The organism is Rhodococcus sp. 5G237, from assembly GCF_053764735.1.
In genome coordinates this window covers 484,745-508,980 of sequence record NZ_JBSNCD010000003.1, presented here as the reverse complement: position 1 = coordinate 508,980, position 24,236 = coordinate 484,745, and the positions used below count along the sequence as shown (strand labels likewise).

Below are 24,236 nucleotides of genomic sequence, written 5' to 3'. Positions count from 1 at the left end.
CGCCCGACGCTCCCGGACACGATGCGTGCCGCCGTGCTTCTCGAACCGGGCCGCATCGAGATGCAGGAACGGCCTCTACCTGCACCTGAGCCCGGCGACATCCTCGTCCGGGTGACCACCGTGGGAGTGTGCGGCTCGGACGCGCACTACTACCGCGAAGGGCGGATCGGCGAGTTCGTCGTGACCGATCCGATCGTGCTCGGCCACGAGGCGTCCGGAGTCGTGGTCGCGGTCGGGGACGGTGTTCCGCAGAGCCGGATCGGCGAGCGGGTCTCGATCGAGCCGCAGCGTCCCGACCCGCTCACCGAGGAGACGCGCCGCGGCGACTACAACCTGTGCCCGCACATGCGCTTCTACGCCACGCCGCCCGTCGACGGCGCGCTGTGCGAGTACGTCACCATCGGGTCGGCCTTCGCGCATCCCGTTCCGGACACCGTGTCTGACGACGCCGCCGCCCTGTGTGAGCCGCTGTCGGTCGGTATCGCGGCCGTTCGCAAGGCCCGCGTCACCGCAGGCTCCCGTGTCCTCGTCACCGGCGCCGGTCCCGTCGGCATCGTCGTCGCCCAGGTCGCGCGCGCCTTCGGTGCGGTCGAGGTCGTCGTCACCGACCTCGACGAACGACGACGCGAGACCGCACTGTCGTTCGGGGCGAACGCTGCGCTCGACCCCCGCGTCGACGACCCGTCGGCCCTGCGCGTCGACGCCTACATCGACGCGTCCGGCGCCCCCGTCGCCGTCGATTCGGGTATCCGCGCGGTCCGTCCCGGCGGCACTGTCGTCCTCGTCGGATCCGGCGCCGAGACGATGACCCTGCCGGTGCAGCTCGTCCAGAACCGCGAACTGATCCTGACCGGCGTGTTCCGCTACGCGAACACGTGGCCGACCGCGCTCGCACTCGTCGAATCGGGCCGGGTCGATCTCGACTCGATGGTCACCGCCCGGTTCCCCCTCGACAAGACCGCCGACGCGCTCGAATCCGATCGCACACCCGGAAACATCAAGGCCGTCGTGGACGTGACCGATCCGGCGGGAAAGGACTGAAGATCCATGCACGTGAACGAGCAGACGCTCCCCGAGCTGGGCGTGCCCGTCCCGAGCTACCGGCGCGACGACGTCTCCGTCGGCATCGTGCACTTCGGTGTGGGCGGATTCCACCGCGCGCACCAGGCGATGTACGTCGACCGGCTCCTCGCACAGGGGAAGGCGAAGGAATGGGGTATCTGCGGAGTCGGGGTGCTCCCCGGTGATCGCCGCATGCAGGAGGCACTCGCCGCGCAGGACCACCTGTACACACTGGTGCTCACCTACCCCGACGGCACGTGGGAGCCGCGGGTGATCGGCTCGATCGTCGACTATCGTTACGCCCCCGACGATCCCGAGGCGGTCATCGAGTTGCTCGCGGCCCCGACCACCCGGATCATCTCGCTGACCGTCACCGAGGGTGGTTACAACATCCGTCACGACACCGGCGAGTTCGACGTCGACGATCCGGCCGTGCAACACGATCTGCGGTCCGGTGAACCCCCGGCCACCGTCTTCGGTCTCGTCACCGAGGCTCTCGCCCGGCGTCGGGAGCGGGGACTGCGCGCCCCGACGGTGATGTCGTGCGACAACATCGAGGGCAACGGAAGCGTCGCGCGCCGCGTCTTCACCGAATACGCGCGCCTTCTGAACCCGGATCTCGCGGAGTGGATCTCCGAGCACGTCCGCTTCCCGAACTCGATGGTCGACCGGATCACCCCGGTGACCACCGACGAGGTGGTCTCGGCGTTGCTCGAACGCTTCGACGTGCAGGACCGCTGGCCGGTCGCCGCCGAGCCCTTCACCTCCTGGGTCCTCGAGGAGGCCTTCGCCGACGGGCGCCCGCCCTTCGAGGATGCGGGAGTGCAGATCGTCGACGACGTCGCTCCCTACGAGCTGATGAAGTTGCGTCTGCTCAACGCGGGTCACCAGGGGCTCTGCTATTTCGCGTATCTCATGGGATACCGGCTCGTCCACGAGGCCGCACAGGATCCGCTCCTCGCCGGATTCGTCCGTGCCTACATGGACACCGAAGCGACGCCGACCCTGAAACCGGTGCCGGGCATCGATCTCGACGAGTACAAGACCACCCTCATCGAGAGGTTCGCGAACCCCGAGATCCGGGACACGATCGCCCGCTTGTGCGCCGAGTCGTCCGATCGCATCCCGAAGTGGCTGGTGCCGGTGATCCGGGAGAACCTGGCCACCGGTGGTCACGTGCAGTCGTCCGCGGCGATCGTCGCCTCGTGGGCGCGCTACGCCGAAGGCGTCGACGAGCAGGGGCAACCGATCGAGGTGGTCGACCGGCTCGCCGACACGCTCGTCCCGATCGCGCGACGACAACTCACGCATCCCACTGCTTTCATCGAGAACACCGAGGTCTTCGGTGATCTCGCGCAGAACCACCGCTTCGTCGACGCCTACACCTGGGCGCTCAACGCCCTGCACAACGACGGCGCCCGCGCCACCCTGAAGGAACTTCCGGGAGAGCCGGAATGAACGGCCACGCGCTCGTCGTCGGAGAAGCCCTCGTCGACATCGTCCACCGCGGCGGTGCCGAACCCGTCGAGCATGTGGGCGGGAGCCCGCTCAACGTCGCGCTGGGTCTGGGGCGGCTCGACCGGCCCGTGCAGTTCACGACACGCGTCGGCACCGACGCCCGCGGACGGCGGATCGTCGACCATCTCGCGGCCTCCGGTGTGTCGTTGACGCCGGGCAGCGCTGCAGCCGAGCGCACAGCGACCGCGCAGGCGGAGATCGACGAGAAGGGTTCCGCGAAGTACGAATTCGATATCGTCTGGGATCCGGTCGAACCACCACCGTCGGTGGACGCCGTGCTCGTGCACACCGGATCCATCGCGACGGTGCTCGAACCCGGTTGTGAACTCGTCGCCGAACTCGTCGCGCAGCAGGCGGGAACGTCCACGGTGAGCTTCGACCCGAACGTCCGCCCGGCACTGATCGACGACCCGGCGCGTGGGCGGGAACGGATCGAACGCCTCGTCTCGCTCGCCGATGTCGTCAAGGCCAGCGACGAGGACCTGACGTGGTTCGCGCCCGACCGCGATCCCCTCGACACCGCATGGGACTGGCTCTCGCGAGGGCCGGCGATCGTCGCGGTGACCCGCGGAGAACGCGGTGCGGCGGCGCTGTGTGCGGCCGGAACCGTCGAGGTGCCCGCCGTGCGGGTCGAGGTTGTCGACACCGTCGGGGCAGGCGACGCCTTCACCACCGGTCTGCTCGACGGATTGTGGACCTGCGGACTCCTCGGCGCCGATAATCGGGAACGGCTGCGCGGCATCGGGATCGACGACCTGCGCGACGTGCTCGACACCGCAGCGTGGACGTCCGGTCTGACCGTCGCGCGCGCCGGCGCCGACCTGCCCACGCTGGCCGACCGTACCGCGGCCCGGGAGGCGGCACGATGACGCTCGTCGCCGGGATCGACTCGTCTACCCAGTCGTGCAAGGTCGTCGTGTGCGACGCCGACACCGGAACCGTCGTGCGCGAAGGTCGTGCTCCGCATCCGCCCGGCACCGCGGTGGACCCGCTGGAGTGGCGCGCCGCCTTCGATCGGGCATGTTCCGAAGCGGGCGGACTCGACGACGTCGCGGCGATCTCGGTGGGAGCGCAGCAGCACGGCATGGTGTGCCTCGACGACCGCGGCGACGTGGTCCGCGACGCGCTGCTGTGGAACGACACGAGATCCGCAGCGGCAGCAGCCGATCTCGTCGACGAGGCCGGTGGCTCGGCCGCGTGGGCCGAGGCCGTGGGGGTGGTCCCGCTCGCCGCGATCACCGTCGCGAAGGCCCGCTGGCTCGCCGACCACGAACCCGGCAACGCCGACCGCACCGCGGCGCTGTGCCTGCCGCACGACTGGCTGACGTGGACGATGCGCACCGACCGCGACCTCGACCGGCTCGCCACCGATCGCAGCGACGCGAGCGGCACCGGCTACTTCGACGCATCCACGGACATCTACCGTCGGGACCTGCTCGAACTGGCCCTGCGCCGGCCGAGCCCGATCCTTCCGCGGGTCGCCGGGCCGGCCGAGAGCATCGGTGAGACGGTCGCCGGCGCCCTGCTCGGTCCGGGGGCCGGCGACAATGCGGCGAGCGCGCTGGCCCTCGACGTCCGCGAAGGCGATGTGGTCGTCTCGATCGGCACGTCGGGCGTGGTGTGCGCCGTATCCACGACACCGCCCCGCGACGCGAACGGTTACGTCGCGGGATTCGCCGACGCGACCGGCCGGCACCTGCCGCTGGTGTGCACGCTCAACGGGGCCCGGGTACTGGACGCCACCGCGACGATGCTCGGCGTCGACCACACCGAACTCACGCGGCTCGCACTCTCGGCGCCGGCCGGCAGCGGCGGACTCGTGCTGGTCCCGTATCTGGAAGGGGAACGCACCCCGAACCGTCCCGGCGCGACGGGCGCCCTGCACGGGCTGCGGCTCGGAACGGCGACGCCCGCCCATCTCGCCCGCGCGGCGTTCGAGGGCCTGCTGTGCTCGCTGGCCGACGGCATCGACCACATCCGGGCGCAGGGCACCGAGGTCCGACGGGTGCTGCTCGTCGGCGGTGGAGCGCGCTCGCAGGCGGTGTGCGAGCTGGCGCCGGCGGTGCTGGGCATGCCCGTCGACGTTCCCGAACCAGGGGAGTACGTGGCGCGGGGCGCGGCCCGGCAGGCGGCGTGGGTGCTGCGCGGAGGCGACGAGCCTCCCACCTGGGAACCCGAACCGAGCCGCCACTACGAGGCCGACCCGGCCCCGCACGTGCGGGAGCGTTACGCGGAGGTGCGGGACCTGACCGACCGCTGAAGCGCAGTGCTCAGGGAAGGTCCTCGATGCGCAGGCCCAGGTGGGCGGCGAACTGCCCTGCCAGGGCTACGGCCTGGTGGGCGTCGATCGTCGCGCCCTTCATCCCGCCCATGTTGCGGATCGTGTCGATGCGCAGGCCACGCAGATCGACCTGGTCGAGGGTCGCGCGGTCGACGTCGAGAACGCCGACGGAGCAGTCCTCGAAGGCGACGCGGGTGAAGGTGCCCCCGCCCAGGTCCAGTTCGTCGACGATGCAGCCGCGGAAGAGCACGTCGCGTCCCGCGGCGGCCCGCAGATTGACCAGGCCGAGTTTCGAATCCGCGATCGTGACACTGCGCAGATCCGCGTCGAAGAGGTCCAGCGCACCGATCCGGCTGTCCCGGATGTGCACGCGGTGCAGGCTGCTGCGCGGCGCGAACAGATTCGGTGCCTGCATGCGCTCGACCAGGGTGTCGCGCAGGCGTGCGCTCGTGAGGTCGCTGTCGGCGACGATCGGTGTGACGAGCGAACATTCGGACAGGACGATCCCCGTCAGATCACGGCCCGTCAGGTCCGTGTCGGTGTAGCGCACGCTCTCGAAGATCCCGTGCGCGAGCAGCTCGTCGCCGTCCGCGTCGGTGAGGACACCGAGGTCCGGAGCGTCGATCCTCGGCGGGTGGGTGGTGGAACGAGCAGCCATGGTTCTCGGGGCCTCCGGATCGGTCGGGTGTCTGCCGTTCAGCTTCCCAACCCGTCGGGTTCGGGGGAACGTGGGGGACAAGCCCGTCCCCGAGTGCGATGTGCTACTCGGTTATGCGGGTCGACGCTGCTGGGCTGCCCGCGCTCGGTGCCTGCGCACAGCGGCGCGGTTCGCGCAGCGCACGGAGCAGTACTGCTGGCGACCGTTGCGGGTGATGTCGACGACCACGGCCGAGCACGGGTTGGTGGGAATGTCCGCTGCGGCGCACCGGTGGAGGCGGTGCATTCCGCGCGTGGTGAGGTGCAGTGCCGTGCCGACGCTGATCACCGCGCGCAGTACGTCGGGAAGCGGTTGGACCTCGTCGCGGTAGTGCAGGTGCCATCCCTCGCCGTCGTGATCGGTCAGCCGGGGATAGGCCGCTGCGGTAGCCATCTGCGCGTTGAGCAGGCGCGCACGTTCCCTGGGGTCGGACGCGTCGACGATGGCGAGCCAGTCGTCGATGACCTCGCGGGTGCGTGGATGGTCGTCGGGCGCGGTCGGGAAGTCCATGGTCATCCCCACCTCGCGCGTACGGGCCACGATGCCGTCCCGATCGTCGGGCCAGTCGCCGGCCAGTGACGCCGCGAGAAGGACCGCATACTCGCCGTAAGGGTTGAGATGCATAAGGCCATTACATCATGGTGGTGGACATGACCGCTATCGAAGCTCGGAACCCACAGGAATGCCCCCTCCGGACTCCCGCTCACGAACACGCGTGGAGCGTGGAGTCAAGTCACGCCACGTCGATCGGACAGGTGCTGTACGTGCGCTGCGTCGGGTGCGGGGCCCGACGCGTCGATCTCGGTGGGGCGCCGTTCGTCCCGCCGACCGCGCTGAGTACCGAAGTGTCCCAGAGCGATTGAGTCACCGGTCGAGTATCGGACGTGTGCAGATCCCCCTCAGAAATCGCCCTCTGCGACCTGGAAACACACGAGTCCCATCCGACGCCACATGCGCACCACCTGATCGCGATCGTCGAGCACCGCGATGATGCGATAGCGGTGCCGGATGTGACGGTCGAACAACTCGGCCTTGACGATCGAATCCTTCCGATTGTCGCCTGCCGGACGCATGTGCAGCTCGTCGTAGGGGATGTCGTGCCTGACGAGCCACTCTTCGGTTTCCGGCCGGCACACGCCGTCGCGTCCCGAGAGCAGCACGATCGCCGCCCTGTCGGGTGCGGCGGCGAACGCTCGCACCGCGGCCTCGACCGCCGGGGAGACGGTGTCCTCGCCCACCCTGTGCCAGTGGAAGGGACTCCGGTCGCTCATGTGCGCGAGCGTCCCGTCGATGTCGACCAGCCAGGCCGCCGGTAGCGTCGGATCCTCGACATATCGCGCCGGTGGTGCGGGCGCGGTGCTCGGCGGCCGGTGCCGTTGCCACCCCGGTTTCCTGCGATCGCGCGTCTTCTTCGTCACGGACGATGTATACCCACTCCGGCGACTACGTGTGCATACGTCCGGTCTGCGAGAGGGACGAAGGTCGTGCCGCCGGACCCGCGGGTCCCGGAGACGACCGGCGAGGCGGCATCCCGGATCCGTCGGCTCGGCGCCACGGCCACACGACCGAATGCGAAATATTCTGCCGGACAACACGTGCCATGATTCCGGGGTGCATCAATGCCGACGGGGGATCCAGCAGTCCGGACACCCGGGCGAACGCTGCGCCCACCCTGGTGTCGTATGCGGCTGCCGCGTGCACCATCGGTACGTATGCATTGCCGATCCTCGTCTTCGGATCCCGCCGGCCCTCGACACCGGGGAACGCGAGATCGCCACCGGTGGACATCGCCCAGGCATCGTCGACGACACGCGCGAGCTCCCGCTGCACGGCAGCGGACGGCCCGTGGTCGTCGAGGAGGCGGCCCATTGCGGTGGCTTCGAGGGCGGCGACCGTCATCCCCTGGGCATAGATCGGATCGAAACTGCAGAACGCGTCGCCGAGGACGAGGAATCCGTCGGGAAATCGGTCGAGAAGGTCGTAGCGATGCCATGTGCTCGCCCGGAAGCGATACCGGACGACGTCCTCGACCCATTCGGCATCCGCGATCGCGTCGTACACGTCCGGGTACCGCAGGGACCGTGCGAATTCGAGATAGTCCCTCCGGGTCGCCGGCACGGTTTCGCCGCGGACCCCGATCAGAGCCACCATGCATCGATCCGATTCGAGGGTGAGCAGGGCAGCGCCGCGTGGGTGTTCGGGTGTGGGCGCCATGACGATGCCCCGGTCGCCGCCGAGTGCAACCGACGAAGCGCGGAACACCGCGGTGGCGTAGCCCACATCGAGTTCGACGGTGTCGACCCGGGGCCGCGGGCAGCCCTGTCTCCCGAGCCATTCGGAGGCGCGAGATCCGCGTCCGGTCGCATCGACGACGAGGTCGGCATCGAGCACCTGCTCGGCACTTCCGTCGGCATGGCGGATGATCCGCGCACCGGCCACCCGGCTGCGGTCCGCGGTCGTGACGAGACCCGCGGCATCACACCGTTCGACGATCTCGACGTTCGCCAACGCCGCCACACGGTCACGAATGCGGCGCTCCAGCAGCGGCCGACCGGCCGCCAGCACTCGAAGTCCGCTCGGCGCACGACGAATCCGGTGACCACTGAGAATCCACCGTACGTCGCCCAGATGGTCGAGGGTGGGAACACCTGCAGCGGTCAGCTCCTGTGACAACCCGGGGAACATCTCCTCGACGAGCTGCTGTCCCCGTGAGATCAGCACGTGGATGTGCCGTCCCTGGGGCACCCCACGGCGTGGTTCGTCCGTGGCCGGCAGACGGTCACGATCGATCACCGTCACCTCGGCGAACCTGTCCGACAGGACACGGGCCGCCGACAATCCGCTCATGCTCGCGCCGAGAACCACGGCGCGCTCTCCGATCGACATGATCACACCTCCTCCGCGGAATCGATCGTCGCTGCGGAAGGTGCTCGGGCGACAGGCCGGAATCTGCTCACATGTGCTCACGGGCGGACGGTGCCTCGCCGTACACCTCCAGATCCCACAGCCATCCGACGACGCGGGTGACGCCGCGGGTCAGATGTCGGCGGTAGGTACTGAACGGCAGCCCGAGTCTGGCTGCCGCTGCTTCCTGTGTTGCAGCGCCGCGCACGTACGTGCGGTCCACCGCACGGAAGAGCTTGTCGTCCCGAGGGTCGCTCGTCAAGGAGTCGATCGCCTCACGAAGGAGCGCGCGCAGCACCGCCGGATCGGGATCGTCGGGAGAGGACCGTTTGTGGAGGACCCTCGTATGCAACAAGGGATTACGAGAGAGGAGATCGGGCCGATGGAGGTCATGTAACGCACTTCGGACCGCCTCCGAGAATTCTCTCTCCGACAGGGTGAGAGGTGGAGACATTGTGGGTTCGGGACCGCTGTGCCCCTGAGCCAGAGCACGATCGGTGACGACGGTGAGCCACTCGTCGACATCCCGTCGGCGGAAGTCGTGGGCGAACAGTCCGTAGTGACGATCGCCGACCCTGAAATCCGCTCCTTCGGCACGGGGGAGATCTGCGACCGCGAAGTACTCGTTCCACCGGTCGGGTTCCGCCAGCGTCAGGAAGTCCCACGACAGACGGGGCAGGCTGAGATAGCGCTGGAAGGTGAGCACCGGAACCGAGTTTATTGTCGGAGAAGGATTCTGGTACTCAGCGCGGTCGATGACGACGCGTGTGATCGTGACACACTCGTCGGGACGGGGAGGCGCTGTCCGCCGGACGAAATCCCACGCGGCGCGCGTCGCGGGATCGGCACCGACATCCTCGGGTGACGCTCGCGAGAGTTCCAGGAGACCGATCACACCACGTATCGATCCGTCGGTGTCGCGCAGCACGAAGAACCCCTCGGGTTGTCGCTCGAGCCAGCGTCGCGCGTGCACCGCGGATTCGTTTCCCTCCGATGTCCGCACGAGGTCGACGATCGCGGAGTGATCGTCCTGCTCCGCACGTTCGGGTTGCGCGCTTCCCCACGACTGCCAATCCACCGGCGAGAGCACACCGGGAAGATTGCGGAACACGAACTTCAGGTCCACGATGGCCTGCTGCTGTTCACGTTCTCCTGCAGAAGCGAGACCGCGGCGAACGGCCTTCCACACGCGGTGGAAGGTGTACCGGTAGGCGTCGGGATCCCGCCAGCGCAGATCGGCATCGAGGACGTCGCGTGCCAGATCGTGGGGAAACAACCCGTCCGGCCCTGCTTCGACGAACGACAGCCCACGGAGCCAATCGAACTCGGCGTGTGCATCGGCGAGCTCGAGGGCGTCGCGCAGCAGGGCTTCGCTGGTCACCCGGGCGAGCGCACACACTTCCAGGGCACGGCGATGTGCGATCCCCGGCTCGGTGTCGAGAAACCGTCGGAGCAACATCCCGACGAGATCCGGCGGCCACGGCGCACGTACGTCGCCCCCTCGGACGAAGACGTCCGTGAGCAGAGCGAGCCCGAGCGGATGTCCGTGCGTTGCCCCGATGGTCTCGTCGTGCAATTCCTCGGGAACCCGCGCAGCGGTGAGGTAGGCAGCGCTCGTAGCGGGGTCGAAATTCCTGAGAGACACGATCCGGAGCAGATCACCCCAACCCGGGTCGGTGCGCCATCCTGCGGAGGGCGGCGACCTGTCGGCGATCACCGTCAGCGTCGTCGCAGGAAGACCGGGAAGAAAGTCGGTTCGGATCCAGTCGTCGAGCACACGTAGCCGCTCGTACGAGTCCAGGAGAAGCACCCTCGGCCGGTCGCCGATGCGACGATCGACCGACGCGAGGACCGAACCGGGCGACGCATCCGTGTTGCGCCCGTCGATCACCGTCACCGCGCGACGGCGCCGTTCCGCAAGATCGGAGATCGCGCCGAGCAGGCACGTCTTGCCGATGCCTCCGGGACCGTACAGGTACAGCACGGCGATCGAGGGTTCGGGGGAGTCCAGTGCGGAGCGAACGATCTCGAGCTCGGCATCGCGACCGACGAACACGCGTCGCGCCCGTGCGGCGAGACGATTGCTGAGAGGCCGTGAGGACCGCGAGGCGCTCCCCATGCCACCCGATGCTACGCCCGGGGGCCCAACGGTCGGGCAGTCCGACGAGCCGTGCGCTCTCGCGCCACAACCGTTCGGCCTGCCCGTCGCTGCGAACGAGCACCGACGGTTCCGCCTACGACGGCTCGCCGCGGCGCAGTGCGAAACAACCCCGCCCGTCCGGAACGTCGATGTCACCGAGAACGAGGTCTGCGAGCGTGTTCCCGGCTTCGGTCTGCGTGTTGAAGGTGTCCTGCACAATGTCGAGGCGGTAGAGGCATGCTGTCCCGCTTTGCGGCGATGAGAATCCGGGTCGGACAGGGTCTGCCTTCGTGACAGTGGAACACATTCGACGACACGAGGAGTCACGATGCCCAGGATCACCCCGTGGTTGTGGTTCGACATGAACGCCGAGGAGGCCGCGAACTTCTACATCGGTGTCTTCCCCAACTCCGAGATCGGTGAGATCACCCGCTACACCGAGGAGTCCACCGGAGGCGACATCCCGGTCCCACCGGGGACTCCGATGACGGTCGAGTTCTTCCTCGACGGTCAGGTCTTCTACGGACTCAACGGGGGACCGCAGTTCCGGTTCTCGGAAGCGGTGTCCTTCCAGATCGACTGCGCCGACCAGGAGGAGGCCGACCACTACTGGTACGCGCTGACCGCCGACGGCGGTGAGGAATCCGCCTGCGGATGGTTGAAGGACAAGTACGGCCTGTCGTGGCAGGTGGTACCGAAACGGCTGAACGAACTGCTCGCCGACCCCGATCCGGAGGTCGCGAAGCGCGTGACCGCCGCAATGATGAAGATGCGCCGGATCGACGTGTCGGCGCTCGAGGCCGCCGCGCGCGGCTGATCGGCGCCCGAGCGCTGCGGTACGTTTCGGTGCATGACCACTCGCACCCAGCGGCTCGACGACCTGCCGTTCACCGGCAGACATCGCCGCCTGCTGACCGGCTCCGGCGTGGGCTGGGCCCTCGACGCCATGGACGTCGGGTTGATCTCGTTCGTCATGGCAGCCCTGGCCGTGCAGTGGGATCTGTCGTCGACGCAGCTCTCGTGGATCGGATCCATCGGCTTCGTCGGCATGGCGATCGGTGCGTCGCTCGGTGGTCTGCTCGCCGACCGCATCGGACGCCGGCAGGTCTTCGCCGCGACGCTGCTCGTGTACGGACTCGCGACCGGTGCGGCGGCGTTGTCGACCTCGGTGGCGATGCTCATCGTCCTGCGGTTCGTCGTCGGACTCGGTCTCGGCGCCGAACTGCCCGTCGCGTCGACGCTGGTCAGTGAGTTCGCGCCCCGCAAGGTGCGAGGCCGCGTGGTCGTCGCCCTCGAGGCGTTCTGGGCGGTGGGCTGGCTCCTGGCCGCTCTCATCGGCTACTTCGTCGTTCCCACCGGCGACGACGGGTGGCGGTGGGCGCTCGCCGTCGGGCTCGTCCCGGCCGCCTACGCCCTCGTCGTCCGGTTCGGCCTACCCGAATCGGTGCGCTATCTCGAGAGTCGCGGACGGCACGCGGAAGCCGAGGCGATCGTGCGCGACTACGAACGCTCGGCCGGTGTCACTTCCGCGCCGGAGGACGAACAACCCGTCCGGACCGTCGCGGAAGTCGAGCGCGCACCCCGAGGCTCGGTGTGGGCGCCGAACCTGCGCCGCCGCACCGCGGCGCTGTGGATCGTGTGGTTCGGCATCAACTTCTCGTACTACGGCGCGTTCATCTGGTTGCCGAGCCTGCTCGTCGCGCAGGGCTTCGACCTGGTCACTTCGTTCGGCTACACGCTGCTCATCACGCTCGCGCAGCTACCGGGCTACGGCGTCGCGGCGTGGCTGATCGAGGTGTGGGGACGCCGCCTGACGCTGGGGGTCTTCCTCGCCGGGTCGGCCGTTTCGGCGGGGTTGTTCGGGCTCGCCGAGACTCCGTCGACGATCGTCGCGGCAGGCATGGCGCTGTCGTTCTTCAACCTGGGCGCCTGGGGTGCCCTGTACGCGATCGGACCCGAGCTGTATCCCACGCCGGTCCGGGGCGCCGGCACCGGTTCGGCGGCGGCCTTCGGGCGGCTCGCGTCGATCATCGCGCCGCTGCTGGTACCGGTGCTGCTGGGCGCCGGGGGCAACGGTCTGGTCTTCGGTGCGTTCGCCGCGTCGTTCGTCGTCGCCGCGCTCGCGGCGTTCACGCTGCCCGAGCGGGCCGGGGCGGTTCTCGACGAGAGGTGACGTCGGGAACCGCCCCGGCCGGTGCTCAGAGACGCTCGCGCAGTTCGACCTTGCGGATCTTGCCCGAAGCAGTCTTCGGCAGGGCGCCGAAGACGATGCTGTCGGGAACCTTGAAACCGGCGAGCTGCGAACGCACGTGCGCGCGCAGTTCCGCCTCGTCGGCACTCGCGCCGCTGCGCAGTGCCACGTAGGCGACGGGACGTTCGCCCCACTTCTCGCTCGGCGCCGCGACGACGGCGGCCTCGAGAACGGCCGGGTGGCTGATGAGGGCCGCCTCGACCTCGACGGACGAGATGTTCTCGCCACCGGAGATGATGACGTCCTTCGCGCGGTCGCGGATCTCGATGTAGCCGTCCGGATGCATGACGCCGATGTCGCCGGTGCGGAACCAGCCGTCCGGCACGGCGCGGGCGGTCGCGCCCGGGTTGTTGTAGTAACCGAGCATCACGTTGTTGCCGCGCAGCGCGATTTCACCGGTCGTCTCGCCGTCGGCGGGCACGTCGGATCCCATCGGGTCGACGATGCGGAGTTCGCCGGCCACGACGTTGCCCACGCCCTGCCGCGAGCGCAGCCGTGCCTTCTCGTCCTCGGGGAGGACGTCCCACTCCGAACGCCACTCGCAGATCGCCGCCGGGCCGTACGTCTCGGTGAGCCCGTACAGGTGCGTGATGTCGAGTCCGAGCGCGGTGCACCGCTCGATGAGGGCGGGCGCCGGCGGTGCGCCACCGATCGCCGCGACGACACGATGATCGATGCCGCCCGCATTCGGGGCGTCGACCAGCGACGCGAGAACGGTCGGCGCGCCGCACAGGTGCGTGACGTTCTCGGTGCGGACGAGATCCCAGATCCGCTCGGGGTCGACCTTGGGCAGGCACACGTGCGTGCCACCCGCTGCGGTGACGGCCCAGGTGAACGTCCAGCCGTTGCAGTGGAACATCGGCAGCGTCCACAGATAGGTGGATCCGCTGTCGAGCCCGAAGTGCGCGACCATCGCCAGGGCCTGCAGGTAGGCGCCGCGCGCGTGGTACATCACGCCCTTCGGATCACCCGTCGTGCCGGACGTGTAGTTCAGGGCGATCATCGTGCGCTCGTCGGCGAGCGGCACGTACCGGTGGCGGGCGGCGGCGAGCTTGTTCTCGTAGTCGTCACCGACGACCGTGATCGACGGCAGATCGGCCGTCGCTTCGCGGGCCAGGTCGGCCAGCGACTCCTCGACGAGCAGGACCCGGCTGCCCGAGTGCTCGAGGATGAACCGCAGCTCCGGCGCGGTGAGGCGCGTGTTGAGCGAGACGAGCACGGCGCCCGCGTAGAGCACGCCGTAGTGCGCTTCGAGCATCAACGAGGTGTTCGGCGCGAGCACCGCGACACGGTCGCCGGGTTCGACACCGAGAGCGTGCAGCATGCCCGACTGCCTCAGGCACCGGTCACGCAATTCGGCGTAGGTGCGGCGGACGTCGCCGTCCACCATTGCGAGGTCGTCACGGAAGACCCGGGCGGAACGGTCGAGAAATGCCGTGGGCGTGAGTGTTTCGAAACTGAATTGCTCGGTCACGTCTGTCGGTGCTCCTTCGGATTACGTCGCGCGCGCACTCCCCATCGCGAACGATGATGCGCACACCTCCCCGTGTGCTGTGAGGGCATTGCTCATTCTTCCAAGAGCCGTTACCGATCTTGAACAGGGTCCATCCCTTTGCGTACCGGGTGAACGCTCCGTCGGCCGTTGACCGGACCCGGAATCCGGCGTTCACTGAGAGGCACCGTGCCCGTCCACGAGAGAAGGCGAGCGGTATGAGTGCTCGGCAGAACGAAGCCCGCCGCACCTCCCGTCCGGCGCGGCGGCCGACCGCGACGCGCGCGAGGACCACGAGGACGGAGACTCCCGCCGAGCCTGCGCGGACGCGCAGCCGTCGACCTCGCGAGCCCGAGCCCACCGCGCGGCGCGGCACCCGCGAACCCGACAACACCGCGCGGCGTCGAGATCGCGACCCCGGAACCGGCTCGCGGCGCACCTCGACCCGAACCTCGTCCCGATCGACCACTCGGACATCGACCCGTTCGGACGCCTCGCCCCGCGCTCGTGCGAAGCCGGCGCCTCCGCAGGAGAGGCGACGATCGCGTCCGCCGGTGAACGACGCGCGGCCAGGGAAACCGACCCGTCCCGCGCGTGAGCGGACACGATCCGAGCAGACACGGTCCGAGCAGGCACCGCCGGAACCCACATCGCTCCTCGAGAGATTGAAGGATGCGCTGCGGGCCGGTGTCCGCACCGCGCTGGCCGGACTCCGGGGACTCGGGGCGAGACTGATCCGGAAGATCCGCGGATGGGTGGACTCGCTCCTCGGCGAGGTCACCAGCGGCGGCGTGGGACTGCAGGCGGTCCTCGCCGGCATCCGGGCGGCGCTGGAGGGTCGCAACCCGGCCCTCGCCGCGCTGGGCGGGCTGATCTCCGGACTCAGCACCAAGGCGAAGATCGGCCTGGCCGTCGTGATCGCGCTGGTGCTGCTGCTCGGACCCGTCCTGCTCGTGATCCTGCTGCTGGCCGTCCTCGTCGCAGCGGTGATCAGCGCCGTCCGGTCCGCGGGGGACTGACCTGCCGGAACGACCGGTCCGTCTGCCGTGAGCAGACGGACCGCCGATTCGCGCCCGCCGGGGGTCAGGCTGGCTGCATGACGACCACCGAACCACTCTCGTACCGGGACCAACTGGCCGACAGACTCTTCCGTCAGCGCATCCTGCGACTGACCGGAGAGGTGGACGACGAGATGGCCGAGCGCGTCTGCTCGGAACTCGTCCTGCTCGCCTCCGCCGACGACCGGCGCGACATCGTCCTGCACATCAACTCACCCGGCGGATCCGTCTTCGCCGGCCTCGCCATCTACGACACGATGCAACTCGTTCCCAACGACATCGTCACCGTGGCAGCGGGATTCGCCGCCAGTATGGGGCAGGTCCTGCTCGCGGCGGGCACCAAGGGCAAACGCGCGAGTCTTGCCCACAGCCGGATCATGATGCACCAACCCTCGGCCGGATTCTCGGGGACGGCCGTCGACATCGCGATCCAGGCCGAGAATCTCGAATACATGAAACTGCAGTCACAGCAGATCCTCTCGGACGCCACCGGACATTCACTCGAGGAGATCGAACGCGACAGCGACCGCGACCGGTGGTTCACCGCCGAAGAGGCACGCGAGTACGGCATCATCGACACCGTCGTCGGGTCGCTCGCCGAACTGGCACCGTTCGCCACCGGACGGCAGATGGGACTGGGACGATGAGCACCTACACGATCCCCAACGTCATCGAACGCACACCGGCGGGGGAGCGGTCGTTCGACGTCTTCAGCCGGTTGCTCAACGAACGCATCGTCTTCCTCGGCACCGAGATCGACGACGGGGTCGCCAACGTCGTGATGGCGCAAATGCTGCATCTCGAGGCCGAATCCCCCGACCGGGAGATCGGCCTGTACATCAACTCTCCCGGCGGATCGTCCACCGCGATGCTCGCGATCTACGACACCATGCAGTTCCTGCGCCCGAAGGTCGCGACCTACTGCATGGGACAGGCCGCTTCGGCGGCCGCCGTGCTGCTCGCGGCCGGAGCGCCCGGTCGTCGGCACGTACTCGCACATTCGCGGGTACTGCTGCATCAGCCGTCGGCGCAGGGGCAGGGCACCATCTCCGATCTGGCCCTGCAGGCAGCGGAGGTGATGAGGGTGCGGGCCCAGACCGAGGAGATCCTGGCCGCGCACACCGGACGCGACATCGAACAACTGCGCCGCGACACCGACCGCGACCGGATCCTCTCACCGACGGAAGCGGTGGCCTACGGTCTCGCCGATCACGTCGTCGTCGACCGGGACGGATGACCCGTCACGCAGTCACACCCTCACGTGGTCACACCGTCACGGGTCACACTGTGACGCGGTCACACCGTCATGCCGCGCACAACTCGACGCCGGCGTGACCCGTGGTCCGGAGTGTGCGGTGCGCGGTCATCCGACGGATCCCGCGCGCGAGCAGTTGCTCCATCGGAAGCTCCAGCGCATCGCACACGGACCTCAGCATCTCGGACGAGGCCTCCTTGCGCCCACGCTCGACCTCCGACAGGTACTGCTTCGACATCCCGACCGTTCGGGCGACGTCCTCGAGGCTGCGGTCCTGATCGCGACGCTCGTCGCGCAGGATCTCCCCGTAGATCTGGCGGAGCAGCCGGGGTTCGGTGTTGTCGGCTCCCCGCTCAGGGGTCCGCGCAACTCGTGCCGCCCTAACGGCGGTCGCGCGTGCCGACTCCGCGGCGGTCGCACGTGCCGCCTTCGCGGCGGTGGCGAAATCGATCACGCGACCCTGCTCCGGCTCCATGCCGACCATTGTGCCGTCGATCCGGCGGCATCGGACCGGGTTCAGCCGAGGACGAACACCGCTCCGGCAGATGTGTAACGGGCCCGTAACCGCAGTTAACCGAACACATGACCTGGCGCCGATAACGTCGGCGCACCACGACGTATACAGCCGTGGATACAGGACAGGAGTTCGGGTGCCGACAGGATTGCACAGGCTTGCGGCTGCGCTCGACGCGCAGCTCGCGGACACCGACGCGGCATACGCCGCGACCTATCCCGGGACCGACGGTGCCCGCCAACCGGTGCACACCGTCTACGTCCCGGCCGACCGCTACGACGCCGGGATCGCAGCACGGTGGGGAGCCGACGCACTCGACGTCCTCGACACCCACATCGACGGTCCCGCGGACCTCGCCGCGGTCACCGGCATCGAACCCGAACTGGCCGACGCCGTCCTCCCGCTCGTGGAGGTCAAACTGCGCACCGAACCGATCGAGGATCTGCGCATCGACTTCGAGGACGGTTTCACCCGCCCCGGCATTCCCGAGCACGAACGCGACGCCGACGAGGACGCCCACGTCGCCCGTGCCGCCGTCGCGCTCGCGACCGATCCCACCGCGACACCCTTCGTCGGCATCCGGTTCAAGTCCTTCGAGGCCGCCACTCGGCGCCGCGGACTCCGCACGCTCGACGCCTTCGTCGGAGAACTCACCGGAAGGTGCGCTCTCCCGGACGGATTCGTCGTCACACTGCCCAAGGTCACCGCACCCGAACAGGTCGCCGCCATGGTGACGGTCTGCGAACATCTCGAGTCGACCTACCCGCTCGTCGCACCCCTGCGGTTCGAGATCCAGATCGAGACGCCGCAGGCGATCTGCGGACCCGACGGCACCGCGGCCGTCGCCACGATGATCCGAGAGGCCCGGGGGCGCTGTTCGGGGCTGCACTACGGCACCTACGACTACTCGGCCGCGTGCGACATCGCCGCGGAGTACCAGGCGATGGACCACCCCGTCGCCGACCACGCCAAGGCCACGATGCAGGTCGCGGCAGCGGGCACGGGGGTGCGGTTGTCCGATGGGTCCACCAATCGCCTTCCCGTCGGCACCCGCGACGAGATCCGCGCGGCATGGGGACTGCACGCCCGCCTGATCGACCGGTCGCTGCGCCGCGGCTTCTACCAGGGGTGGGACCTGCACCCGGCGCAGCTGCCCACCCGCTACGCCGCGACCTTCGCGTTCTACCGCCGGTCGCTGTCCACCGCCGCGGGACGCATCGCGGCCTACATCGACCCGGCCCTGTCGTCGGGATATCTCGACGAACCCGCCACCGCCCGTGCTCTCGCCGCCTTCCTCCTGCGAGGAGCGAGTTGCGGAGCCCTCACCGAGAAGGAAGTATGCGATCGCACCGGCACGAATCTCGACCACCTGGCCCGACTTGCGGGTCGACCGACGGTGGTGACGCGATGACCACCGTGATCCGCGCGCAACGCGCCGTGGTGGGGGACGAGAAACGCAGCTGCGCCGTCCATGTGCGCGACGGCCGCATCGTCGCGATCGAGGAGTACGACGGTGCCGCTCCGGCCGGTGCGCGGGAGATCGTCCTCGCCGACGACGAGGTGCTGCTCCCCGGCCTGGTGGATACGCACGTCCACGTCAACGAACCCGGCCGCACCGAATGGGAGGGTTTCGCGACGGCCACGCGTGCCGCCGCGGCCGGGGGAGTGACGACGATTGTCGACATGCCCCTCAACTCCATCCCGTCCACCGTCGACATAGCGGCCCTCGAGGTGAAGCAGGAGGTCGCGGCCGAGCAGGTCACCGTCGACGTCGGATTCTGGGGTGGTGCGATCCCCAGCAACCTCGCCGATCTCGAACCGCTCTGGGACGCAGGGGTGTACGGCTTCAAGTGCTTCCTCGCGTATTCGGGTCTCGACGAGTACCCACCGCTGGACCGCGAGCAGATGATCGAGGCGATGCGCGTGATCGCCGGCTTCGGCGGTCTGCTCATCGTGCATGCGGAGGACGGACCGACCCTCGACGCGCAGGACCCGCCCGCCGGACCGCGCTACGACGACTTCCTGTACTCGCGACCACCGGTCGCCGAGTCCCGCGCTGTCGCCCAGGTCATCGACGGCGCGCGGCAGACCGGATGCCGCGTGCACATCCTGCACCTGTCGGATGCGGGAAGCCTTCCGCTCGTGGCCGCGGCGAAGGCCGAGGGTCTGCCCGTCACCGCGGAGACCTGCCCGCACTATCTGTCGCTGTTCAGTGAGGAGATTCTCGACGGCTCCACACATTTCAAGTGCTGCCCGCCGATTCGCGAGGCCCGTAACCGGGAAGCGTTGTGGCGCGGCCTGGCCGACGGCACGCTCGACTGCATCGTCTCCGATCACTCACCGTGCCTGCCGGAGCTGAAGAAGTTCGTCACCGGCGACTTCGGCGAGGCGTGGGGCGGTATCTCGTCGCTGCAACTCGGACTGCCCATCGTGTGGTCGGAGGCCCGCAAGCGCGGGCACACACTCGTCGACGTGGTGCGCTGGATGGCCGGTCGCACCGCAGACCTCGTGGGACTGGCCGACCGCGGTGCCATCGCCGTGGGCAACAGTGCCGACCTGTGCGTCTTCGCACCCGACGACGCGTTCGTGGTCTTCCCGGAGCGGCTGCACCACCGCAACGCGGTGACGCCCTACGCCGAACGCGCGCTCGCCGGGGTCGTGCGGCAGACCTGGCTCGCCGGTGAACCGCTCACGGTCACCCTCGGCGCCGCCGACCCCGCACCGCGTGGTGCGCTGCTCTCCCGAAAGGAAAACCGTTGACCGAAGCAGATTTCCTGCAACTGCCCGATCTCGCCGCGCGATCGCTGGGCGGGGCCGTCGTCTATGCGAACGACGAGTTCTTCGCGAGTCGCGAGAACCTGATCTCGCCGGGCGCACCCGATTTCGATCCGTCCGAGTTCGGGCACAAGGGAAAGGTCTACGACGGGTGGGAGACCCGGCGTCGCCGCGAATCCGGGCACGACTTCGCGGTGGTCCGGCTCGGCGTGCCCGGTGTCGTCGAGGGCGTGGTGATCGACACCGCCTGGTTCACGGGCAACTACCCGCCCTACGCGTCCGTCGACGGGGTGAACCTCGACGGCTACCCGACCGATCAGGAGTTGCTGGACGCGCCATGGGAACCGGTCCTCGAGCGCGTGGCCCTGAAGGGCGACACCGCGAACGCCTTCGCGGTGGACGACGACCGGCGCTGGACGCATCTGCGCCTGAACATCTTTCCCGACGGCGGTGTGGCCCGATTCCGCGTGCACGGACATGCCCGCCCGGACCCGGCCTTCCTCACGGGCACGATCGATCTCGCGGCCCTCGAGAACGGTGGCGACGTCGTCGCGTGCTCGAACCGATTCTATTCGTCGCCGCGCAACATCATCGGCCTCGGTCGCTCGCGGCACATGGGGGAGGGCTGGGAGAACGCCCGCCGCCGCGACGACGGCAACGACTACGTCGTGATCCGCCTCGCCGGGCAGGGCTGCGTCGACCACGTGGAGATCGACACCTCCTATTTCGTCGGCAACGCACCGGGAGCGGCACGCCTGAGCGGAATTCCCAGCGAGGACGCGATGTCCGACGAATCGTCCTGGGTCGAACTCGTGCCGCGGACCACACTGCTGCCGGACTGCCGGCATCGTTTCCGCGTCGATTCGCCGACGCCGGTGGAGTTCGTGCGGCTCGACGTCTATCCCGACGGCGGCATCGCCCGCCTGCGCGTGAACGGACGGCTGACCTAGCTCCGATGCGGGTGCGGTGAGCGGTTTCTTACCCGCACGAAACACGATGACTCGAGCCCGAAAACTTCGGCCCCCAAGCTGTATCCGGCACCGTATACAGCACTGCATCCGAAATGGGAGCGATCACATGATCTCACCGCACCCCGTCGACGCGCGACTGCCGTTCCTCCGGCAGTTCGCGTTCGGCCTCCAGCATGTCCTCATCATGTACACCGGATGCATCACCGTCCCGTTGGTCTTCGGCGCGGCCGTCGGACTCGACCGCGACACCATCGCGATGCTCATCAGCGCCGACCTGCTGATCGCCGGCCTGATCACCATCGTCCAGAGCCTCGGTGTCGGCAAACTCGTCGGCGTCCGCCTGCCCATCGTCTGCGGCGCGACCTTCGCCGGCCTGACGCCGATGATCCTCATCGCGAAGGAATACGGCCTGCAGGCCGTCTACGGCTCCATGCTGATCGGCGGCATCGTCGGTCTCGCCCTGGCCTGGCCGTTCGCCAGGATCATCCGGTTCTTCCCGCCGCTCGTCACCGGTGCCGTCCTCACCGTCGTCGGTATCTCGCTCATCGGCGTGGCAGGTGGGCTGATCGTCGGCACCGACCCGTCGTCTCCCACCTTCGCCTCGCCCACCAACATCGCCCTGGCCGTGCTGGTGATCGTCGTCGCCGTCGGCTTCCTGTGCCTCGGTCGCGGCATCTGGGCGCAGCTCGGGGTGTTGATCGCCCTCGCGGTCGGCACGGTCGTCGCGGTCCCGCTCGGCTTGATCGACCTCGATGGCGTGGCCGGTTCGTCGTGGGTGGGTCTGCCCGCCCCCTTCCACTTCGGCGCACCCGAATTCCCGATCACCGCGGTCGTCGCCATGAGCATCGTCATGGCGGTGGTCTTCGCCGAATCCACCGCGAGCATGCTCGCGGTCGCCGAGATCACCGGCAAGCGCGTCAGCAAGGGTGACATTGCCCGCGGACTCGCCGGCGACGGAGCGTCCGCTGTGCTCGCCGGTGTCTTCAACGCCTTCGTCGACACCGTCTTCACCCAGAACGTCGGTGCGGTCGCCACCACCCGCGTGTACAGCCGCTACGTCACCGCCACGTCGGGTGTGATCCTCGTGGTCCTCGGCGCGCTGCCGAAGGTGAGCTCGGTGGTCGCGGCGCTGCCGAAGCCGGTCGTCGGCGGTGTCGGCCTGATCCTGTTCGCCACCGTCGCCCTCGTGGGCATCAACACACTGCGTTCGGTGGACCTGTCCGACCGCATCAACTCCACGATCGCCGCCGTCGCGGTGGGTGTGGGTCTGCTGCCGGAACTCGCCGAGGGCATGTTCGAGCGCTTCCCGTCCGCCGCGCAGATCCTGCTCGGCAGCGGCATCACGCTCGCCGCAATCGCGGCGTTCTCGTTGAACCTGCTGTTCAACCACACTCGTCTCGGGACACTGGCTCGCGCGTCCCGGTCCGGCACGCCGGCCCCCGTCACCTCGGCCGGTACCACCTCTCCCCACGGAGTTGCCCATGAACCAGTCGCCGTCTGACGCCTTCGTCGTTCCCGCCGTCGACATCGGCCCGTACGTCCGGGCCGGCGGTGACATCGGCCCGTACGTCCGGGCCGGCGAGGATGCCGAACGCGCCCGTGTCGCCCGTGAGATCGACGAAGCCTGCAGCCGTGTGGGATTCGTCCAGATCCTCGGGCACGGCATACCCGATCCGGTGGTCGACGGCCTCACCGGCGCCCTCGACGACTTCTTCGGTCTGCCGATGGACGACAAGCAGCAGTACCGGGTGGTCGGCGCGAACCGCGGATACAGCCCGCCCAAGAGCGAGTCGCTGAGCCTGAGCCTCGGCGTCGAATCCGCCAGCCGCATGAACGATTTCTTCGAGGCATACAACGTCGGCGTGGAGGCCCGGTCGTTCCCCCACCTGGACCTGTCGGAGGACGACTACGGACTCAACGTCTGGCCCGACGTCCCCGGCTTCGAGGACCGCGTGCAGACCTACTTCATCGAGGCCTCGCGGGTCGCGCGGACCCTCACCCGGATCTTCGCCGACGCGCTCGGGCAGGCTCCCGACTACTTCGAACAGCTCACCGACCACTCGATCGACGTGTTGCGCATGAACAACTACGCGCTGCCCGAGGGCACCGTCGACCTCGACGGCGACCTCACCGGCATGGGTGAGCACACCGACTTCGGGATCGTCACCGTGCTGTGGGCCGACCGGGTCGCAGGGCTGCAAGTGCTCGGGTCCGACGGAATCTGGCACGACGTCGAACCGCTGCCCGGGGCTCTGCTCGTCAATCTCGGTGATCTCACCGCCCGCATCACCGACGACCGGTGGATGTCGACGCTGCACCGCGTCAAGCCACCGATCGTCGACGGTCGTATCCGACGCCGTCGTTCGGTGGCGTTCTTCCACGACGGCAACGTCGACGCGGTGGTCTCCACGCTGCCCGAGTATGCGGGCCCGGAACCCTACGAACCCATCCTGATCCGCGATCACATCAAGGCCAAGCTCGCCGGGTCGCGGCACGGCAAGGCCAATACCGCCGCTGTGCGCGAAGCCGCCCGTGTGCTGGCGGCGACGGGGGAGAACCGCGCGTGAGTCATGTCGTGCTCGTGCACGGCGCGTGGGCCGGAAGCTGGGTGTGGGACACGCTGCTCGAACCGCTCCGCCGGTCCGGGCACGTCCCACACCCGCTCGCGCTTCCCGGTGTCGGATCATGGGGCGCCGACGATGTGACGCTCGACGACGTCGCCGCGGTCGTGGCCGACCATGTTGCCGGATTGGATGGTCCGGTGCTCCTCGTCGGTCATTCCGGTGGTGGCATCGTCGTCACGCAGGTCGCGGATATGCTGCCGGAACGTGTCGCCGGGGTCGCCTACGTGGCGGGGATGATGCTCCCGTCCGGGGTCGGCTTCGGGATGCTCTGTGACGGAATCGGTCTCGAGGCGCCGGTGGGTATCTCGCGGTGGCTCGAACCCACCGACGACGGTCGCGCCACGATCGTGCCCCCGGAGGCCGGCGCCGCGGTGTTCTTCCACGAGGCGGATGCGGCCGACGCGATCGGTGCCGCACGCCGACTCGTGCCGCAACTCGAAACCGCCCGGCTCATGGCACCCAGCTGGACGCCGGAACGGTTCGGGCGCCTGCCGCGCCTGTACATCGAAGCGACACTGGACCGTTCGGTTCCCCTCGTCACCCAGCGGGCGATGCAACGCCTCACCCCGGGTGCGCAAGTCGTGTCGCTCGAGTCCGACCATGCACCACAGCTGTCCGCCCGCGACGACCTCGCGGCGGCACTGGTGGAGTGGTGCACCGAGCGCGTCCGGACATAGGCCGGATCTACGGAACG

Annotated in this window: 22 protein-coding genes; 15 read left to right on the top strand and 7 right to left on the bottom strand. The window is 68.8% G+C overall.

The window, feature by feature from the left end:
- The first annotated feature begins 21 nt into the window (after positions 1-21).
- The 4 genes from ACWPOC_RS08955 to ACWPOC_RS08940 are packed head-to-tail and all read left to right on the top strand — an operon-like array spanning position 22 to position 4,840.
- Positions 22-1,041, top strand: coding sequence for an NAD(P)-dependent alcohol dehydrogenase (locus ACWPOC_RS08955; RefSeq protein ID WP_455408478.1), 1,020 nt, complete (start codon positions 22-24; stop codon positions 1,039-1,041).
- A 6-nt stretch (positions 1,042-1,047) separates the two neighbouring features.
- The gene (locus tag ACWPOC_RS08950; protein WP_455408428.1) at positions 1,048-2,520 is read left to right on the top strand and encodes a mannitol dehydrogenase family protein; all 1,473 of its coding nucleotides are present in this window, start codon (positions 1,048-1,050) and stop codon (positions 2,518-2,520) included.
- On the top strand, positions 2,517-3,449 hold the full coding sequence (locus tag ACWPOC_RS08945) for a carbohydrate kinase family protein (protein ID WP_455408427.1): 933 nt from the start codon (positions 2,517-2,519) through the stop codon (positions 3,447-3,449). The genes ACWPOC_RS08950 and ACWPOC_RS08945 overlap by 4 nt, the downstream gene beginning before the upstream one ends.
- Positions 3,446-4,840 (top strand): xylulokinase, encoded by a 1,395-nt coding sequence (locus ACWPOC_RS08940; RefSeq protein WP_455408426.1) that lies wholly within the window; start codon positions 3,446-3,448, stop codon positions 4,838-4,840. Before ACWPOC_RS08945 ends, ACWPOC_RS08940 begins: the two co-directional genes overlap by 4 nt.
- 10 nt (positions 4,841-4,850) lie before the next feature.
- Here ACWPOC_RS08940 and ACWPOC_RS08935 read toward each other — a convergent pair whose 3' ends face one another.
- The 5 genes from ACWPOC_RS08935 to ACWPOC_RS08915 all read right to left on the bottom strand — a co-directional run bounded on the left by ACWPOC_RS08935 (position 4,851) and on the right by ACWPOC_RS08915 (position 10,581).
- Complete coding sequence (locus ACWPOC_RS08935) at positions 4,851-5,519, bottom strand: pentapeptide repeat-containing protein (protein WP_039586358.1); 669 nt, start codon at positions 5,517-5,519, stop codon at positions 4,851-4,853.
- Between the two features lie 111 nt (positions 5,520-5,630).
- Positions 5,631-6,182 (bottom strand): CGNR zinc finger domain-containing protein, encoded by a 552-nt coding sequence (locus tag ACWPOC_RS08930; protein ID WP_064852918.1) that lies wholly within the window; start codon positions 6,180-6,182, stop codon positions 5,631-5,633.
- A 275-nt stretch (positions 6,183-6,457) separates the two neighbouring features.
- Positions 6,458-6,976: a phosphatase domain-containing protein gene (locus tag ACWPOC_RS08925; protein ID WP_120281815.1), complete on the bottom strand. Its 519-nt coding sequence runs from the start codon at positions 6,974-6,976 to the stop codon at positions 6,458-6,460.
- 25 nt (positions 6,977-7,001) lie between these two features.
- A complete protein-coding gene (locus tag ACWPOC_RS08920; protein WP_455408425.1) occupies positions 7,002-8,444 on the bottom strand; it encodes an FAD-dependent oxidoreductase in 1,443 nt (480 codons plus the stop codon).
- 67 nt (positions 8,445-8,511) lie between these two features.
- Complete coding sequence (locus tag ACWPOC_RS08915) at positions 8,512-10,581, bottom strand: ATP-binding protein (RefSeq protein ID WP_455408424.1); 2,070 nt, start codon at positions 10,579-10,581, stop codon at positions 8,512-8,514.
- 349 nt (positions 10,582-10,930) lie between these two features.
- Here ACWPOC_RS08915 and ACWPOC_RS08910 point away from each other — a divergent pair, with 349 nt between their 5' ends.
- Positions 10,931-11,419 (top strand): VOC family protein, encoded by a 489-nt coding sequence (locus ACWPOC_RS08910; RefSeq protein WP_088896644.1) that lies wholly within the window; start codon positions 10,931-10,933, stop codon positions 11,417-11,419.
- A gap of 33 nt (positions 11,420-11,452) precedes the next feature.
- Positions 11,453-12,775 (top strand): MFS transporter, encoded by a 1,323-nt coding sequence (locus tag ACWPOC_RS08905; RefSeq protein WP_120281819.1) that lies wholly within the window; start codon positions 11,453-11,455, stop codon positions 12,773-12,775.
- Positions 12,776-12,800: 25 nt separating this feature from the next.
- Here ACWPOC_RS08905 and ACWPOC_RS08900 read toward each other — a convergent pair whose 3' ends face one another.
- The gene (locus ACWPOC_RS08900) at positions 12,801-14,327 is read right to left on the bottom strand and encodes an AMP-binding protein (protein WP_455408423.1); all 1,527 of its coding nucleotides are present in this window, start codon (positions 14,325-14,327) and stop codon (positions 12,801-12,803) included.
- Between the two features lie 683 nt (positions 14,328-15,010).
- On the opposite strand from ACWPOC_RS08900, the gene ACWPOC_RS08895 reads away from it, so the two are divergent.
- The 3 genes from ACWPOC_RS08895 (at position 15,011) to ACWPOC_RS08885 (ending at position 16,640) form a co-directional block, all read left to right on the top strand.
- Positions 15,011-15,364, top strand: a complete 354-nt coding sequence (locus ACWPOC_RS08895; protein WP_120284048.1) for a hypothetical protein — start codon at positions 15,011-15,013, stop codon at positions 15,362-15,364.
- Between the two features lie 77 nt (positions 15,365-15,441).
- A complete protein-coding gene (locus ACWPOC_RS08890) occupies positions 15,442-16,050 on the top strand; it encodes an ATP-dependent Clp protease proteolytic subunit (protein WP_120281821.1) in 609 nt (202 codons plus the stop codon).
- On the top strand, positions 16,047-16,640 hold the full coding sequence (locus ACWPOC_RS08885) for an ATP-dependent Clp protease proteolytic subunit (RefSeq protein ID WP_120281822.1): 594 nt from the start codon (positions 16,047-16,049) through the stop codon (positions 16,638-16,640). The genes ACWPOC_RS08890 and ACWPOC_RS08885 overlap by 4 nt, the downstream gene beginning before the upstream one ends.
- A gap of 67 nt (positions 16,641-16,707) precedes the next feature.
- Here ACWPOC_RS08885 and ACWPOC_RS08880 read toward each other — a convergent pair whose 3' ends face one another.
- The gene (locus ACWPOC_RS08880; RefSeq protein WP_455408422.1) at positions 16,708-17,142 is read right to left on the bottom strand and encodes a helix-turn-helix domain-containing protein; all 435 of its coding nucleotides are present in this window, start codon (positions 17,140-17,142) and stop codon (positions 16,708-16,710) included.
- A 166-nt stretch (positions 17,143-17,308) separates the two neighbouring features.
- Between ACWPOC_RS08880 and ACWPOC_RS08875 the strand changes: the two genes are divergently transcribed.
- The 6 genes from ACWPOC_RS08875 (at position 17,309) to ACWPOC_RS08850 (ending at position 24,219) form a co-directional block, all read left to right on the top strand.
- Positions 17,309-18,583 carry a DUF6986 family protein gene (locus ACWPOC_RS08875; protein WP_159418925.1) on the top strand — a complete coding sequence of 425 codons (1,275 nt, stop codon included), beginning with the start codon at positions 17,309-17,311 and terminating at the stop codon, positions 18,581-18,583.
- Positions 18,580-19,932, top strand: a complete 1,353-nt coding sequence (allB, locus tag ACWPOC_RS08870) for an allantoinase AllB (RefSeq protein ID WP_120281825.1) — start codon at positions 18,580-18,582, stop codon at positions 19,930-19,932. The genes ACWPOC_RS08875 and allB overlap by 4 nt, the downstream gene beginning before the upstream one ends.
- A complete protein-coding gene (gene alc, locus ACWPOC_RS08865; protein ID WP_120281826.1) occupies positions 19,929-20,897 on the top strand; it encodes an allantoicase in 969 nt (322 codons plus the stop codon). Before allB ends, alc begins: the two co-directional genes overlap by 4 nt.
- Before the next feature lie 130 nt (positions 20,898-21,027).
- Positions 21,028-22,419 (top strand): uracil-xanthine permease family protein, encoded by a 1,392-nt coding sequence (locus ACWPOC_RS08860; RefSeq protein WP_455408477.1) that lies wholly within the window; start codon positions 21,028-21,030, stop codon positions 22,417-22,419.
- The gene (locus ACWPOC_RS08855) at positions 22,400-23,485 is read left to right on the top strand and encodes an isopenicillin N synthase family dioxygenase (RefSeq protein WP_159418921.1); all 1,086 of its coding nucleotides are present in this window, start codon (positions 22,400-22,402) and stop codon (positions 23,483-23,485) included. Before ACWPOC_RS08860 ends, ACWPOC_RS08855 begins: the two co-directional genes overlap by 20 nt.
- Positions 23,482-24,219, top strand: coding sequence for an alpha/beta fold hydrolase (locus tag ACWPOC_RS08850; RefSeq protein WP_455408421.1), 738 nt, complete (start codon positions 23,482-23,484; stop codon positions 24,217-24,219). The genes ACWPOC_RS08855 and ACWPOC_RS08850 overlap by 4 nt, the downstream gene beginning before the upstream one ends.
- Positions 24,220-24,236: the final 17 nt, after the last annotated feature.

Coding starts and splice junctions, on each gene's coding strand:
- ACWPOC_RS08855 (WP_159418921.1), top strand. CDS start 22,400: ATGAACCAGTCGCCGTCTGACGCCTTCGTCGTTCCCGCCGTCGACATC.
- ACWPOC_RS08950 (WP_455408428.1), top strand. CDS start 1,048: ATGCACGTGAACGAGCAGACGCTCCCCGAGCTGGGCGTGCCCGTCCCG.
- ACWPOC_RS08880 (WP_455408422.1), bottom strand. CDS start 17,142: ATGGTCGGCATGGAGCCGGAGCAGGGTCGCGTGATCGATTTCGCCACC.
- ACWPOC_RS08940 (WP_455408426.1), top strand. CDS start 3,446: ATGACGCTCGTCGCCGGGATCGACTCGTCTACCCAGTCGTGCAAGGTC.
- ACWPOC_RS08955 (WP_455408478.1), top strand. CDS start 22: ATGCGTGCCGCCGTGCTTCTCGAACCGGGCCGCATCGAGATGCAGGAA.
- ACWPOC_RS08915 (WP_455408424.1), bottom strand. CDS start 10,581: ATGGGGAGCGCCTCGCGGTCCTCACGGCCTCTCAGCAATCGTCTCGCC.
- ACWPOC_RS08910 (WP_088896644.1), top strand. CDS start 10,931: ATGCCCAGGATCACCCCGTGGTTGTGGTTCGACATGAACGCCGAGGAG.
- ACWPOC_RS08935 (WP_039586358.1), bottom strand. CDS start 5,519: ATGGCTGCTCGTTCCACCACCCACCCGCCGAGGATCGACGCTCCGGAC.
- ACWPOC_RS08885 (WP_120281822.1), top strand. CDS start 16,047: ATGAGCACCTACACGATCCCCAACGTCATCGAACGCACACCGGCGGGG.
- ACWPOC_RS08905 (WP_120281819.1), top strand. CDS start 11,453: ATGACCACTCGCACCCAGCGGCTCGACGACCTGCCGTTCACCGGCAGA.
- ACWPOC_RS08920 (WP_455408425.1), bottom strand. CDS start 8,444: ATGTCGATCGGAGAGCGCGCCGTGGTTCTCGGCGCGAGCATGAGCGGA.
- ACWPOC_RS08890 (WP_120281821.1), top strand. CDS start 15,442: ATGACGACCACCGAACCACTCTCGTACCGGGACCAACTGGCCGACAGA.
- allB (WP_120281825.1), top strand. CDS start 18,580: ATGACCACCGTGATCCGCGCGCAACGCGCCGTGGTGGGGGACGAGAAA.
- ACWPOC_RS08930 (WP_064852918.1), bottom strand. CDS start 6,182: ATGCATCTCAACCCTTACGGCGAGTATGCGGTCCTTCTCGCGGCGTCA.
- ACWPOC_RS08945 (WP_455408427.1), top strand. CDS start 2,517: ATGAACGGCCACGCGCTCGTCGTCGGAGAAGCCCTCGTCGACATCGTC.